Genomic DNA, 13503 nt, shown 5'->3' on the forward strand with positions numbered 1-13503 from the left:
CATGCCTCGCTTATATTGACGGTATGCTTTTTGGGCCGCCCGGGTCGTCGTCCCCGAACAACATGGTGGGCGAGGCGTCGCACGTCACGCCGACGCTGCGGGCGCGGGCCGTCACGGACGCGGGCCGTGAGCGGTCCCTCAACGAGGACGCGGCCCTGCTCGTGCCCCTCCCGACGGGCGGACTGTTCGCCGTCGCGGACGGAATGGGCGGCCACGCGGCGGGCGAAGTCGCGTCGCAACTCGCCTTGGAAGAGTTGCGAGACGCCTTTGAGCTCGCCGAAGGCAACACGCCGTCACGCCTCGTGCGCGCCCTGCAAGCCGCGAACGGCGCCGTACACTCGCAAGCGGTCGGTAATCAGGCCGGGATGGGCACGACGCTCGCCGCCGTCCTCATCGACGGCGGCGTCGCCCTCGTCGCGAACGTCGGAGACTCACGGGTGTACCTGTGGCGTGGCCGCGAGTTGCGCCAACTGTCGCGCGACCACTCGTGGGTGGCCGAGCAAGTGCGAAAAGGCTTTCTCACCGAGCAGGAAGGCCGCTCGCACGCGTGGCGCAACGTCGTCAGCAACGCCATGGGCAGTGAAGCCGCGCTCAGCCTCGATTTGTTCGGGATACCGCTCGAACGCGGCGACCGCTTTCTCATTTGCAGCGACGGCGTCACGGACGTGCTGTCCGACGAGCAACTCGCCGAGCTTCTCGCGCGCGAGGACGATCTCGGCATCCTGCTGCCCGACCTCGTGAAGCTCGCCAACGATCACGGCGGTCCCGACAACATCACGGCGATCGTCATCGACGTGACGACCCTGCTCGCCAAGCCGCGCTACACCCTGCCGGTCTTGCATCCGAACGGGCCCGTCGCCGCGGCGACGCTCGCGCGCGCCACGAAGCGCAGTTCCGCCGCTTACGTCACGCTCGCCGTGCTGTACCTCACGTTGCTCGGCATGATCGTCCTGCCCGAGTACCGCAACCTCATCGCCTTGATCGGCGGCGGCGGTTTGGCCGTCTTGCTGTTCTCGACCGTTCGCGCTCGGCGCCCCAGAAAAGGCCGCGGCGCGACTCGCTCGACCGCCGACATTTCCCTTCAGGAGAACTCTGATGAAGCAACCCGTCTCCACCCCTGACGCGCCCGCTGCGATCGGTCCGTACAGTCAAGCCGTGCGCTTCGGTAACCTCGTCTTCACGTCCGGCCAGATTCCTTTGCGGCCCGACGGCACCTTGATCGAAGGCAACGTCGAAGAGCAAGCGCATCAAGTGTTCGCGAACCTCAAGGCCGTTCTCGCCGCCGCCGATTGCACCTTGAGCGACGTCGTCAAGGCGACGGTGTTCGTCGCGGACCTCGGTCAGTTCGCCGAGCTCAACGCCGTGTACGCCCAGTACTTCAGCGAGCCTTACCCGGCCCGCAGCACGGTCGAAGTGGCGAGGTTGCCGCGCGACGTGCTCGTGGAAATCGAGTTGGTGGCGGTCGTTCCGTAGCTTCACGCTCCTCTCGCTCACCGGGGAGAGGGCCGACCAGCGGCGTTGTCACGCTTTGACCGCGCCGCTGGTCAGCCCTTCGATGTACGAGCGCATCAAAAACGCGAAGAGCACGACGAGCGGCACGGCGCTCAGGACGTACGACGCCATGAGGGCGCCGTAGTTCGGCGTGGAGGGATTGCTGTTGCCGCCGCCTTGGAAGTACACGAGGGCGACGGGCAAGGTGCGGTGCGCTTCGTCGAGGACGAGCGACGGCAAGATGAACTCGTTCCACACGGGAATGAGGCGGATGATCGCGACGGAGATCAGGACGGGAACGCTCATCGGGACGACGACGCGGGCCAAGATCTGAGCGTGGCTCGCACCGTCGATGCGGGCCGCCTCCAAGATTTCTTTCGGCAGGTTCTCGAAGGCGGTCTTGAGAACGAGAATCGCGAAAGCCTGACCGGCGGCGATCGTCGGGAGGATGATCGAGAGGTAGTTGTTCGGCAAGTCGAGGCTCTTGATTTGGATGTACAGCGGAATGAGGGTGAGAAAGTCGGGAATGAGCAGCAGGGCGAACACGAGCGCGAAAAGGACGCGGCGCCCGACGAAGCGCATCAGTGCGAAGGCGTAGGCGCTCAGCACCGCCAGCAGCAGCGTGAACAGCACGCTCGTGAACGTCACGACGAGGGAGTTCACCATCGGGGAAGCGACGGCGCGCCACGCGACGAGGTAGTTCTCGGGGTGGAGGCTCGGCGGGACGTTCAGGAGATTTTGTGCGTATTGCACGGGGTTTTTGAAGGAGTTGACGACGGCGAAGTAGATCGGAAAGAGGCTGACGAGTCCGAGGATCAGCAAGACGCCTTGCCGAAGGAGTTCGCCCAGCGAGCGCGGCGGGCGCATCTCAATCGCCTTGTGCGCGCGCCACGCGTTGCGCGACGACCGTGAGAAGCACGATCACGACGAACAGCAGCGCGGCGATAGAGAGAGCGTAGCCGTACTCGCCGAACTTCACGGCGGTGTTGTACATCAGCAAGGCCGGAACGGTCGTCGCGTATCCGGGTCCGCCCGAGGTGATCACGAGAGGGCTGAGAAAATACTGGGCGTTGCCGATGACGGACAGCACGGCGATGAGGAAGAGTTGCGGTCGCAGCAACGGCAAGTCGATGGTCCACACGCGCCTCGGGCCGACGGCGCCGTCGAGCTTCGCTGCTTCGAGAACGTCCTTCGGGATGCTTTGCAAGCCCGCGTAGAGCAACAGCAGGTAAAAGGCGTCGACGTACGGAAAGCCCAGGAAGATCAGGGCGTAGAGGGCGGTGTCTTGATCGGCGAGCCACGAGCGCTGCCACGCGCCGAGACCGACCGAGCCGAGCAGTTGGTTGAGGACGCCGTCCGTGCGGTAAAAGGTCGTCCACAGCAACAGCAGCACCAAGGACGGCACGACGATCGGCACGACGAACAGGGTGCGGTACGCGTACTGCCGTCTGGGGCCGCGCAAGTGGAAGATCAGCTCGGCGACGACGAGCGGCGGAATCACGGCGAGCAACAACCCCAAGACGATCCAAAGGCCGACGTTGGCGGACGCTTGCCCCATGGCGGGGTCGGTGAGGGCCCGCCGGAAGTTCTCCAAGCCCGTGAAGGTGGGCGGGTTGAAGCCGTCCCAGTCGGTGAAGGCGCGCGTGAAGGCGATGTACGCGGGGTAGTACGCGAAGTAGCCGAGCAGCACGAAGGTCGGCAGCAAGAACAGGTACGCGCGCCGCCCCGCCCAAAGTCGCTTCCAGAAGGTGGGGCGGGCGGCGCGGCGCGGTGCAGGCGAGGCGGAGTGCACGTGGCTTCCGAATCAGTACTTCGCGAGGTCCACTTTGTTCTTGCGGGCGTAATCGCGCACGGCGCGGTCGAGCAAAGCCTGCACTTGGCCTTTGGCTTGGTCGAGGGTGACTTGCCCGGCGAGATACTGACCGAAGATGCGTTGCATGTCCACCCAGCCGAGGTTCGGGGCGATGTCGGCGGCGAGGATGCCGCGGTTGGCCTTGCCGATTTGGCTGGTCAGGGCGGACGCGTCGAGGTCGAAGCCGGGCACGTTGAAGGTCGTCTTGGCTCCGTTGGGGCTCGGCCACGCCATGATGTAACTGCCGTTTTCCTGCACGAGGCGCCGTAAGTTCGTCGGCGTGCCGAAAAAGCGCATCCAATCGATCACGGCTTGCAACTTGCCGATCTCGCGCAACGTCTTGTCGGATTGCGGCGTGGCGACGGCGAATTGGAAGGCGCCCGTGCCGCCCGTGGCGTTCGAGGTGTCGGCGCCCGTGGCGTAGCGGTTGTCCTGCTTCGTGAGCTTGGGAAAGTTGAAGGTGCCGACGCCGAACTTCACGCCCGCGTCCTTCATCCAGCGCGCTTGATAGCTGCCTTCGTACAGCATGGCGGCCTTGCCGCCCACGAAGTCTTGGAAGACGTCGTAGTTCTTGCCGACGTCCTGCGCGATGTAATCCTTCTGCCACGTGTCGGTGAAGGCCTTCATGGTCGGCCACCACGACATGAAGCGTGGATCTTTCGGCGAGAGGAGGCCCTTGGAGACGGCGACGGCCTCGTCGAGGGCCGAGATGCCGGGCGCCTTGTCGAATCCGGCGATGCGGTTGTAGTCCTGGCCGTAGAGGTCCGAGAGGAAGTGCTTGCCCCACCACGGGTACGCCGGCACCTGTACGAACGGGTTGATGCCCGCCGCGCGCAGCTTTTTCGAGACGCTCACAAGCTCCGTGAAGGTCGTGGGCGCCTTCGTGATGCCCGCCTTCTTGAACAAGTCCTTGTTGTAGTAGATGGTGTACCCGACGGTGTCGCCGCTCAGGACGTACTCGGCGCCGCTCGGCGCGCGCGACTCGGCCAGAACGCGCGGGTTCATGACGTCCTGCCACGCCTTGTTGCCGGGAATGTACGGATTGGGCTGCTTGAAGTACGGCGAGAGGTCCGTCGCGACACCTTTGGGAAGGGTCGCGTTGAGGCTCGTCGCTTGCGCCCAGTAGATGTCGAAGAGTTCTCCCGCGGCGGCTTTCACGCGAATGTTCGTGTCGTTGTCCGGAACGGGCGTCGTGGAGAACTTGATTTTGATGCCGGGGTACTTCTTTTCGTACTCGTCGGCGATTTGCTGAAAGACTTTGAGGGGTTTTTCCTGATCGGGCCAGTTCGGCGTGTACTCCGAGACGAACATGGTGATGGTGCCTCGCCATGTTCCGGGCGCGGCCCACGCGCTTGAAAGCGACAGCAGGAGTCCGAGCGTCAGTCCTCGCTTCATAAGTCCTCCGGAGATGAACGACAAGGTAACGTGACGATAACCACGAGAAAAAAGACGCTAAAGTGAGTCTTCACTTTCTGAAGTTCGGTTCAAGACGTTTTGGTAACGCGGACTTCAAAGACGAGTTGAGGACCTTGGGGCATTTGTCGAGGGAAGGGCATGCTACGTTGACCTTTATGACGGCCACCGAAGTTTCCCCGCGCGAGTTGCTGCTCAACCGCGTGCAGAAGGACATCCCCATCGTCGCGCGTCCGTACCGCGTCCTCGCCGAGGAAGTCGGCTTGACCGAACGCGAGGCGCTCGAAATTCTCCGCGAAGAGAAGGCGCGGGGCATCTTGCGGCAAATCAGCGCGATCTTCGACACGCGCACCCTCGGCTACAAGTCCAGCCTCGTCGCCGTGAAAGCCGACCCGGACGAACTCGACGCGGTGGCGGAAATCATCAACGGCCATCCTGGCGTCAGCCACAACTACAAGCGAAACCACGACTTCAACCTCTGGTACACCATCGCCGTGCCGCCCGAAAGCGATCTCGACGCGCACGTGCAAAAGCTGCACGACCTGTCGGGCGCCCAGCTCACGCGCCTCATGCCGACCCTGCACCTCTTCAAGATCGGCGTGGAGTTCGACATGACGGGCAAGGAAGAGTGGAACGCCAAGTCCAAGCCGCAATACACGAACGAGCAACGCAACCTCGCCTATCAAGTGACGCCGACGGACCGCGTGTTCGTTCTGGAGTTCCAAAAGGATCTGCCCCTCGTCGAAGAGCCGTACGCCGCCGCTTGCGAAGCGTTGAGCATGACGATCGACGAGGTCGCCGCGCACGCCGAGCGGATGAAGGCGGCGGGCGCCTTGCGCCGCGTTTCGGCCGTGTTCCGCCATCAATCGGCGGGCTTCAAGTACAACGCGATGGGCGTCTGGGCCGTGCCGCAAGACAAGGTCGCCGAGATGGGCCAGAAGATGGCAGAGTTCAAGGCCGTGTCACACTGCTACCTGCGTCCCACCTACCCCGAGTGGCCGTACACGATCTTCACGATGGTTCACGGCCGCAGCAAGGAAGAAGCCTTCGGCAAGATCCGGGCGATCGCCGACGAAGTCGCCGTGGACATCGACCACGCCATCCTCTACAGCACCAAGGAGTACAAGAAGGTGCGCTTGGAGTTCTACAAGCCCGAATTCTACGAGTGGGCGCAGCGCAACCTCGGCGTGGAGGCTTGAGCGCGGCTCATCGAGCGTATCGAATTGATTCTCATCGCATACCTTGGTATGTTGTTTTTATCAGCGGCGGAAACGCCGCTTTTTCTTTTGTCGGCTCGCTTCCGGCGCGCCGCTGAACCTTTAGACTGTCTTGCGGATGACAGCTGAGGGAAGCGACCCGAGATCCATCGTCGGAGCGATCGATTGGGGCGGCACGAAGTTGCTCGTCGGACTCGTGGACGACGAGGGCCGCGTGCTCGCGTCGCGCGCCGTCCCCACGCCGACGGGAGGCGCGAGCAACGTGTTGTCGCGGGCGGTGGAGTTGCTGCGTGAATCGCTCGCCGAGCAAGATCGAAGCGGCGACGCGCTGCGCGGCGTGGGCGTCACGGTACCGGGCGTCGTGGACGCGGCGGGACACGTGCTGAAGTACGCCCCCGCGCACGGTCTGCGCGACGTGCCCGTCGCACGTGAGCTGGGCATGCACGTCGGCGTACCCGTGCGAATTGCGAACGACGTGGACGCCTGCGCGCTCGCCGAAGTGCGTTTCGGGCGCGCGAACTTCGAGAACTTCGCGTGGGTCACGATCTCGACGGGCGTAGGCGGCGCGTTCGTCCTCGACCGCCGCTTGTTTCGCGGCGGCGGCCTCGCAGGCGAGATCGGGCACGTCGTCGTGGAGGAAGGCGGGCCGCGCTGCGGCTGCGGTCACCTCGGCTGCTTGGAGGCTGTCGCCGCCGGACCGGCCATCGCCCTGCACGCGCGGTCGCTCGGTTTGCCCGCGCGAAGCGCTCAGGACGTCGCGGCGCTCGCGGCGAGTGGAAACCTCATCGCCCGCTCGGCCTTGGAACGCGCCGCGGCGGCGCTCGGACGGGCGCTCGCCTTCGTGCAGAACCTCCTCGACCTCGACGCCGTCGTGCTCGGCGGCGGCGTGGCGCGCAGCTTGAACTTCGACGTGATTCGCGCGACCCTCGCCGACCGCGTGCTCCCGGTTCCCGGTCGTCACCTTCCCGTCTTGCGCCTCACCGCCCTCGAAGCGCACGCCGCCCTGCTGGGCGCGGCGAGCCTCGTCCTACCCCCGGAGAATCACTGATGAGCATTCACGCGTACCTCGAAACCGTCCGTCAAGCCCTCGCCTCCACGAACGTCGACGCGCTCGAAGCGGTGACGTCGCTTCTGCACGACGCTTACAGAGCGGGCACGACCGTCTACACGTGCGGCAACGGCGCGAGCGCCGCCCTCGCGAGTCACATGGCGTGCGACCTCGGCAAGGGCACCGCCTCGGATCTTTCGCGCGGACCGCAGCAACGCGCCGAGCGGCGTTTGCGGGTCGTGTGCCTCAACGACAACACCGCCCTCATGACGGCGCTCGCCAACGACCTCGCGTACGAGGACGTGTACCTCGAGCAGCTCAAGAACGTCTTGATGCCAGGCGACCTCGTGATCGGCATCAGCGGCAGCGGCGGCAGCCCCAACGTTCTTCGCGCCTTGGAGTACGCGCGCCTGCACGGCGCGCGTACGGTCGGCTTCACGGGACGGCAAGCGAAGTGCGAGCTCATCCGGCCGCTGTGCGACGTCCTCGCGCAAGCGCCCCTCGAGATGATGGAGCAAATCGAGGACGCGCACGTCATCTACTTCCATGCGGTGGCCGTGGCGCTCCGCGAGCGACTTCGCGCCGCCCTTCAAGACGCCTGAGATTCGCCCGCCGCCTCCTGCATCGCCTTGAGGACGTTTCCCATGTGCGTGTCGAGGTCCACGCCGAGTTCGCGCGCTCCCTGCTCGACTTCGTCACGGTTGACGCCCGCCGCGAAGTTCTTCGTCTTGAACTTCTTCTTGAGGCTGGAAAGCTCGATCATCCGCACGTCCTTGTCGGGCCGAATGAGGGCGGCCGCCTGCACGAGACCGGTGAGTTCGTCCACCGCGAACAGCGTCTTCGCGAGCAGGGTTTCGCGCGGCACGCCGCTGTACGTCGCGTGGCCGAGGATCGCCGTGAGCACGTCCTGGGGAACGTCGGTGTTCGCCTGCAAGTACGCCACGCCCCAGAAGGGGTGGCCGGTCTTGGCTTGCACGTCGTACTCGGGGTGCTGCTCGTAATCGAAGTCGTGCAGCAAACCGGTGATGGCGTACACCTCCTCGTTCTCGCCGAAGTGCCGCGCGTACCAGCGCATCGCCGTCTCGACGTTGAGCATGTGGCGTTGCAAGGAAAGGCTCGGCGTGTGCTGCAGCATCAAGGCGTAAGCTTCGTCGCGCGTCATGCAGAAGACTCTACACTCCTGGTATGGCCTTCGTCGCCTCGACGCCGCTGCAAGCCCGCTTGCTGCTCGATCTCTCGAACGCTTCGTTGCTGTCGTTGCTGATGGCGAGCGAACGCAACGCCAGCAGCCTCGCGGCGGAACTCGCCGTGGACGTCCGCAAAGTCCACTACAAACTCACCCGGTTGTGCGAAGGAGGCTTGATCGGCGTGACGCGCGAAGAGAAGCGCGCGGGCCGGCCCGTGAAGTACTACGAGGCGTTCGATCGGGCGTACCACGTGCCCTTCTCGCTCACCGACGCGGCGACGCTGCGCGAGTTGCTCGGCGCGCTGTACACGCCCTTCTCGAGCGGCGCGCTCGACAGCATGGCGAGCGGCTTGGCGCGGCGCGAAGCGCACACGCTCTCGCTCACCCTCAACCAGAACGGCCTTTTGCAGTTGGGATTCGACGCGCGACCTTCGGAAACCCACTTCAGCACGTGGGGTGCGTTCGCGCTGACCGACGAACAAGCGGTGACGCTTCGCGCCCGCCTGTTCGCGTTGTACGAGGAATACCGCGCGCTTTCCCCTCGGGAAGGCGCGCGGTCGTACTTCGTGGGACTCACGATCACGCCGGGGGAGTTGCAGAGCTGAGCGGCGAGGACGCGGCGCGTTCCTTGCGCTGTGCGAGCCCCCACAGCAAACCGCCCAGAATCGTGACGACGCCCGACGTGCCGAAGATCGCGCCGACGGACAGCGAATCGGCGATCGGGGCGAGGAGCAGCAAGGTGGCCGGAACGCCGATCATGCCGACCATGCCGAGCAGACTGCCGACGCGTCCGCGGTACTCGGCGTCGATGAGGGTCAGGAATAGCGTCGAGATGCAGACGTTCGTGATTCCGATGGCCGCGCCGGTCAAGGCGGCGAGCACGTACATCTGCCACGCGGCGCTCGTGAAGGCGAGCGCGACGCTCACGCCGCCCGCCACGACGAGGCCGAGCGCACTCGTCGGGCCGTGCTTCACCTTGCCGCCGAGGGCCGCCATGACGACGCTGCCGAGCGCCATGCCGCCCGTGAAGAGGCCGAAGTAGAGTCCGTATCCTGCCGCGCCCGCGCCGAGTTCCGTCATGCGCTTGGGAATGAGCATCTCCATCGGCGCGAACGACGCGTTGATGACGAGCGCGATGAGCGGCATCGACATCATCAGCACCGAGCCGCGCACGTACGCGAGGCCGCCCTTGAAGTCGCTCCAGAAGCTCGCGCCCGACCGACTCGCCGCCTTGGCGGGCAACTTCACGAACACGACGAGCAGCGCCATCAGCAGAAACGACGCGCCGTCCACGATGAGGCTGGTCGCCGTGCCGATCTGCGCGACGAGGAAACCGCCGCCCACGAGGCCGAGCAGGTTCGCCGTCTGGTTCACCGACGCCATGAGACCGCTGGCGCGCGCGATCTGATTTTTCGGCACGACGTTGGGAAGGACGCTCATGCTGGCGGGGCCATACAGAACGCCGATCAAGCCGTTGACGAAGGCGAGGGCGAACACGACCGGCATGGGAATGTGGCCCGAGAGGGTCGCGAGGCCGAGACCGAGTTGGATGACGCCGCGCAGAAGATTGCCGAGCGCGAGGGGCACGCGCAGCGGAATTCGGTCGACGAGCGTGCCCGCGAACGGTGAAAGCAACGCGGGCAGCATCGAAAGAGCGAGCGTCACGCCCATCGCGGAAACGCTGCCCGTTTGGCGGTACACCAAAAAGGACATGGCGATGCCTGCCAGCGAACTGCCGAGCGCGGACTGTCCGCTGCCGATCAGCCACAAAAGGAAGTCTTTGTTCCACAACTTCACGGGATGCGCTGTTTCCATGCCCTCACGTTGCAGGCTAAGCTACTCGCGATGACAGACCAAAGTTCGAGTAGGGTGTCGACGCGGCGGCAAGCCGAACTCTTGCTCGACCCGGCGAATTACCGCTACCTCGACGCCTTGATGGGCCGCGAGTGCAGCGCGGGAGAACTCGCGAAGATGCTCGGCGAGGACGTAAGGCGTGTCCACTACCTTCTCGGGCGCTTGGTGGACGCGGACCTCGCGTACGTCGCGCGCGAAGAGAAGCGCGCGGGACGGCCGGTCAAGTACTACGCGATGAACGCGCACTGGCTCGTGCCGTTCGACATGACGGACGCGGAAACGATCGAGGCCCTCTTGAACGCGCAGTTGCAGCCTCGCTTGGAGCGCTTCTCGCACTTGCTCGTGGGGCAGTTGCGCCGAGACGCCTCCATCGTCGTGCGCGTCTCACGCGGCGTGGACGACGAGCCGATCGGCGTCAGCTTGTACGACGAAGGCCGACCAGACCCGCGCGAAAACGGCCCGCTGTTCGCCAACTGGATGTTCCTGCGGCTCACGCCCGAGCGGGCTCAAGCGTTGCACACGGACCTCAACGACTTGTTGCGTCGCCACGACGTCTCGGACGACGAGGACGCCAGCGTGTACTCGATCGGCTTGTTTCTCGCTCCAGGCGACGTCATGCTCTGAAACGCTCGTCCTTCAAGACTCCATCGCTTCGCGGACAGTCTCGACAAAGCCGTCCTCGTCGTCCAACCAAGGGTAGTGTCCGGCGGGCAGCACGACGAGATCCGCTCCGGCGAGGTCTTGCAACCAGTCCGTCTGCTCGGGGTAGCTCGTGCGGTCGTTTTCCCCGACGATGGCGTGCACGGGCGTCTTGAGTTCCATCAAGAAAGGCGGGTACTCGAATTCCCAAAAGCCGTGCGCGACGAGCGCCTGCTGCACTTCCGCGCCGCCGAGCAGTTGAGACTCGACGTCGACGAACTCGAGGTGCATGCGGCTTTGCGCGTCTTGGAATTGCAAGGCGTTGAGCAGGTCGCGGGCGTTGAGAAGCTTGAAGGCCGCTTCGATGCGGGCGGCGCCAAGCTGCGGGTACTTGCCTTCGGGCGTGCGCTCGATCACCTCGTTCGCCGGGTCTTGGGCGGATTTGCCGGTGAGGCGGCCCGCTTCCTGCAGCAGCGTGAGGGCGAGTTGCGGCATGTGCAGCCAAGGCGAGACGGCGATCACCCGATCGGCCCGCTTCGGAAAGCGCCGCGCGTACTCCAAGGCGATCACGGCGCCGAAGCCGTGCCCGAGCAGCGAGAGCGACGAGAGATCGAGGTGCGCCCGCACGGCCTCGACGTCGCCCACGAGCGTGTCGAGATCGAGCGCGTCTCGGTCGAGCGGCGCGCTGCGTCCCGCTCCTCGCTGATCGAGGTAGATCATCTTGAAGTCCTCGAACGCCTCGCCGACGAGCGACCGAAACGAGAAACTGTTGTACCCCGGGCCGCCGTGCAAGAAGAGCAGGGCGGGCGCGTCCTCGGGGCCGACGACTTCGAAGTACAACTCCGTGTCGCCTAAGGATTCGAGGTAAGAGTCGTCGAGCATCATGCACGGCATTGTAGGCTGCGCCGAGAAGCGCGAAGGTCACCGGAGGCGCTCTCATGCGCGAAAGGGAAAATAGCTTCGATGCTGCGCCGCGTCCTCGCCGTCTTGATTCCGCTCGCCTTGCTGATCGCCCTCGCCGTGGTTCTCTGGCCTTACTTGCGAAGCGCCGCGCGAATGGTGGCGTTGCTGCGCGAACCTGAACCGAAGGCACGCAGCCTTCCCGATCCGCTGCCGGGCACGCGCTTTCTCGACACCTGGGGCGGCGCGCGCAGCGAAGGGCGCCGTCACGAGGGCGTGGACATCTTCGCGCCCCTGGGCACGCCGATTCGCTCGACGACGAAGGGCGTCGTGACGCGCGTGACGACTGACCGCCTCGGCGGAAACGTCGTGTACGTCCTCGGACCGGGCGGCTTCAATCACTACTACGCGCACCTCGCTCGTTACGGAGACGTCAGAGGCGGCCAGTGGATCGAGGCGGGCACCGTGATCGGTTACGTCGGGAACACCGGGAATGCCCGCTCGACGCCGCCTCACTTGCACTACGGCGTGTACACGCCGACGTGGACGGCGATCAATCCGTACCCGCTGCTGCGCCGCGAGTGGGAAGCGGCGCGTCGCTGAGCCGAGCGAGTTCCAGCGCGCGCTTCAAGTGCCACACGTGCGCGTCGGCCCACTCGGCGGGATCGGGAACGTGCGGCGCGATGAACTTCACGTAGCTGACGGCGCGGTGAAGTTCGCCGAGCAGTGTGGCGTCGGCGTGCAAGGCGCGCAAGTCGGGCAGTGGAAGCACGTTCGTCCACGCTTGCAGGTACGCGTCCCGCATCGCGTCCTCGGCTTCCCGCGGCGCCTCTTTGGCGAGGAAGTACGCAGGGTTCGCATCGAGGAAGGGAAAGCCCAGCGCGGCGTCCGACCAGTCGAGCAAGGTCGGAATGGAACCGTCGAACATGACGTTTCCAGCGTGCAGATCGCCGTGGACGACCGTCGAGGCGATCGGCGAGGCGGCGAGACGCTCGCACGCTTCGATCAGGCGCGGTTCGAGCGCGCGCAAGGCCGCGACGTCGGCGGCCGACAAGTCTCCGACGCTCAACAAAGGGTCGCTCGCCAGCAACGCGTGCACGTCGGCGGCGAGGTCGGCGAGCGAGCGACGAGCGCAGCCGAGCGCCAGCAAATCCGCGTGCCGCGTCTCTGTGAGGCGTTGAACGGCGGCGAGATGCCTGGCCAGCGAAAGCGCGTCCTCTTCTCCGAATGAACGGTCGCCCGCCGAGGCCATCAGGAAGAGGGTATCGCCCCGAGCGGCGAGCACGGCGGGCGCGGCGCTCGTGTGCAGTTCGTGCAGCCAGCGCGTCACGCGGCTTTCACGCGCGAAGAATGACGGGACGGCTTTGAGGTAGCGCGTTCCATCCGTGGTGCGCACGCGGTACAAGGCGCTAATCTGCCACGAACGCACGAACGTCGGGTCGCCTTCGCGCCGCTCGCCGAGCGCTTCGAGCGCGCCGTCCAACCACGCCAACGCTTCGCGCAGCCAGCCTCGCCGCCACCAGGGAATGCGCTCGTCGGGCGCGAAGGCCAAGCGGGCGAATGCCGCGTCGGTCTCGCCAAGGGCGTCGATTGGCGTCCAAGCGCCGAGTGCCAGACATTCGCCCGCCGCTTCGAGCGCGAAGGTTCCTTCGAGATGCCACGCGTCGGGCGCGGTCCGCTCGAACGTGAAGGCGAGGCGGCGCAGAAAGCGCAGCTTCTCGGGAACGAGAAACGCGAAGAGATCCGGCACGCCCGCGCCGTCCTGCACGTTCTTCGACGTGGTCGCGCTCGGCAAGACGCCCTCGACCGTGAGGACGAGCGCTTCGGTCGGGTGTAGCACGAGGGCTCGCACGTCGGCGGTCACGCGAGACGACATGTCCCAGCGTAGCAGCAGACGGCGGAC

Annotated in this window: 15 protein-coding genes; 8 read left to right on the forward strand and 7 right to left on the reverse strand. The window is 65.5% G+C overall.

All coding sequences use genetic code 11. The features are described 5' to 3' along the window. Positions 1-23 precede the first annotated feature (23 nt). Positions 24-1121, forward strand: a complete 1098-nt coding sequence (locus DES52_RS16535; RefSeq protein WP_110887933.1) for a PP2C family protein-serine/threonine phosphatase — start codon at positions 24-26, stop codon at positions 1119-1121. Next, entirely contained in the window at positions 1096-1473 is a 378-nt protein-coding gene (locus DES52_RS16540) for a RidA family protein (RefSeq protein ID WP_110887934.1), read from the forward strand. The genes DES52_RS16535 and DES52_RS16540 overlap by 26 nt, the downstream gene beginning before the upstream one ends. Positions 1474-1521: 48 nt before the next feature. Here DES52_RS16540 and DES52_RS16545 read toward each other — a convergent pair whose 3' ends face one another. The 3 genes from DES52_RS16545 to DES52_RS16555 are packed head-to-tail and all read right to left on the reverse strand — an operon-like array spanning position 1522 to position 4738. After that, a complete protein-coding gene (locus DES52_RS16545; RefSeq protein WP_110887935.1) occupies positions 1522-2358 on the reverse strand; it encodes a carbohydrate ABC transporter permease in 837 nt (278 codons plus the stop codon). 1 nt (position 2359) lies between these two features. Next, on the reverse strand, positions 2360-3283 hold the full coding sequence (locus tag DES52_RS16550; RefSeq protein ID WP_110887936.1) for a carbohydrate ABC transporter permease: 924 nt from the start codon (positions 3281-3283) through the stop codon (positions 2360-2362). A 12-nt stretch (positions 3284-3295) separates the two neighbouring features. Continuing rightward, entirely contained in the window at positions 3296-4738 is a 1443-nt protein-coding gene (locus DES52_RS16555; RefSeq protein WP_110887937.1) for an ABC transporter substrate-binding protein, read from the reverse strand. Between the two features lie 176 nt (positions 4739-4914). Between DES52_RS16555 and ahbA the strand changes: the two genes are divergently transcribed. The 3 genes from ahbA (at position 4915) to DES52_RS16570 (ending at position 7623) form a co-directional block, all read left to right on the forward strand. Further along, positions 4915-5955 (forward strand): siroheme decarboxylase subunit alpha, encoded by a 1041-nt coding sequence (ahbA, locus tag DES52_RS16560; protein ID WP_110887938.1) that lies wholly within the window; start codon positions 4915-4917, stop codon positions 5953-5955. 136 nt (positions 5956-6091) lie between these two features. Further along, positions 6092-7021, forward strand: coding sequence for an ROK family protein (locus tag DES52_RS16565; protein ID WP_110887939.1), 930 nt, complete (start codon positions 6092-6094; stop codon positions 7019-7021). Then, positions 7021-7623, forward strand: a complete 603-nt coding sequence (locus tag DES52_RS16570) for a D-sedoheptulose-7-phosphate isomerase (RefSeq protein ID WP_110887940.1) — start codon at positions 7021-7023, stop codon at positions 7621-7623. Before DES52_RS16565 ends, DES52_RS16570 begins: the two co-directional genes overlap by 1 nt. Here the strand turns inward: DES52_RS16570 and DES52_RS16575 are convergent. Then, the gene (locus DES52_RS16575; RefSeq protein WP_110887941.1) at positions 7611-8183 is read right to left on the reverse strand and encodes an HD domain-containing protein; all 573 of its coding nucleotides are present in this window, start codon (positions 8181-8183) and stop codon (positions 7611-7613) included. The two genes, DES52_RS16570 and DES52_RS16575, sit on opposite strands and share 13 nt — an antisense overlap. A 23-nt stretch (positions 8184-8206) precedes the next feature. On the opposite strand from DES52_RS16575, the gene DES52_RS16580 reads away from it, so the two are divergent. Beyond that, entirely contained in the window at positions 8207-8812 is a 606-nt protein-coding gene (locus tag DES52_RS16580) for a hypothetical protein (protein WP_110887942.1), read from the forward strand. Here DES52_RS16580 and DES52_RS16585 read toward each other — a convergent pair. After that, the gene (locus tag DES52_RS16585) at positions 8787-10022 is read right to left on the reverse strand and encodes an MFS transporter (RefSeq protein ID WP_110887943.1); all 1236 of its coding nucleotides are present in this window, start codon (positions 10020-10022) and stop codon (positions 8787-8789) included. The genes DES52_RS16580 and DES52_RS16585 overlap by 26 nt on opposite strands. Positions 10023-10052: 30 nt before the next feature. On the opposite strand from DES52_RS16585, the gene DES52_RS16590 reads away from it, so the two are divergent. Beyond that, on the forward strand, positions 10053-10685 hold the full coding sequence (locus tag DES52_RS16590; RefSeq protein ID WP_146237336.1) for a winged helix-turn-helix domain-containing protein: 633 nt from the start codon (positions 10053-10055) through the stop codon (positions 10683-10685). Positions 10686-10697: 12 nt separating this feature from the next. Here DES52_RS16590 and DES52_RS16595 read toward each other — a convergent pair whose 3' ends face one another. After that, positions 10698-11585, reverse strand: a complete 888-nt coding sequence (locus DES52_RS16595; protein ID WP_110887945.1) for an alpha/beta fold hydrolase — start codon at positions 11583-11585, stop codon at positions 10698-10700. Between the two features lie 78 nt (positions 11586-11663). On the opposite strand from DES52_RS16595, the gene DES52_RS16600 reads away from it, so the two are divergent. Then, positions 11664-12203: a M23 family metallopeptidase gene (locus DES52_RS16600; RefSeq protein ID WP_110887946.1), complete on the forward strand. Its 540-nt coding sequence runs from the start codon at positions 11664-11666 to the stop codon at positions 12201-12203. Here DES52_RS16600 and DES52_RS16605 read toward each other — a convergent pair. After that, the gene (locus DES52_RS16605; RefSeq protein WP_110887947.1) at positions 12154-13476 is read right to left on the reverse strand and encodes a phosphotransferase; all 1323 of its coding nucleotides are present in this window, start codon (positions 13474-13476) and stop codon (positions 12154-12156) included. The genes DES52_RS16600 and DES52_RS16605 overlap by 50 nt on opposite strands. Between the last annotated feature and the right edge of the window lie 27 nt (positions 13477-13503).

The organism is Deinococcus yavapaiensis KR-236 (genome assembly GCF_003217515.1).
GTDB classification, from domain to species: Bacteria; Deinococcota; Deinococci; order Deinococcales; family Deinococcaceae; genus Deinococcus_A; species Deinococcus_A yavapaiensis.

Coding starts and splice junctions, on each gene's coding strand:
- DES52_RS16600 (WP_110887946.1), top strand. CDS start 11,664: ATGCTGCGCCGCGTCCTCGCCGTCTTGATTCCGCTCGCCTTGCTGATC.
- DES52_RS16570 (WP_110887940.1), top strand. CDS start 7,021: ATGAGCATTCACGCGTACCTCGAAACCGTCCGTCAAGCCCTCGCCTCC.
- DES52_RS16595 (WP_110887945.1), bottom strand. CDS start 11,585: ATGATGCTCGACGACTCTTACCTCGAATCCTTAGGCGACACGGAGTTG.
- DES52_RS16580 (WP_110887942.1), top strand. CDS start 8,207: ATGGCCTTCGTCGCCTCGACGCCGCTGCAAGCCCGCTTGCTGCTCGAT.
- DES52_RS16565 (WP_110887939.1), top strand. CDS start 6,092: ATGACAGCTGAGGGAAGCGACCCGAGATCCATCGTCGGAGCGATCGAT.
- DES52_RS16545 (WP_110887935.1), bottom strand. CDS start 2,358: ATGCGCCCGCCGCGCTCGCTGGGCGAACTCCTTCGGCAAGGCGTCTTG.
- DES52_RS16605 (WP_110887947.1), bottom strand. CDS start 13,476: ATGTCGTCTCGCGTGACCGCCGACGTGCGAGCCCTCGTGCTACACCCG.
- DES52_RS16555 (WP_110887937.1), bottom strand. CDS start 4,738: ATGAAGCGAGGACTGACGCTCGGACTCCTGCTGTCGCTTTCAAGCGCG.
- DES52_RS16540 (WP_110887934.1), top strand. CDS start 1,096: ATGAAGCAACCCGTCTCCACCCCTGACGCGCCCGCTGCGATCGGTCCG.
- DES52_RS16585 (WP_110887943.1), bottom strand. CDS start 10,022: ATGGAAACAGCGCATCCCGTGAAGTTGTGGAACAAAGACTTCCTTTTG.
- DES52_RS16590 (WP_146237336.1), top strand. CDS start 10,053: ATGACAGACCAAAGTTCGAGTAGGGTGTCGACGCGGCGGCAAGCCGAA.
- ahbA (WP_110887938.1), top strand. CDS start 4,915: ATGACGGCCACCGAAGTTTCCCCGCGCGAGTTGCTGCTCAACCGCGTG.
- DES52_RS16535 (WP_110887933.1), top strand. CDS start 24: ATGCTTTTTGGGCCGCCCGGGTCGTCGTCCCCGAACAACATGGTGGGC.
- DES52_RS16575 (WP_110887941.1), bottom strand. CDS start 8,183: ATGACGCGCGACGAAGCTTACGCCTTGATGCTGCAGCACACGCCGAGC.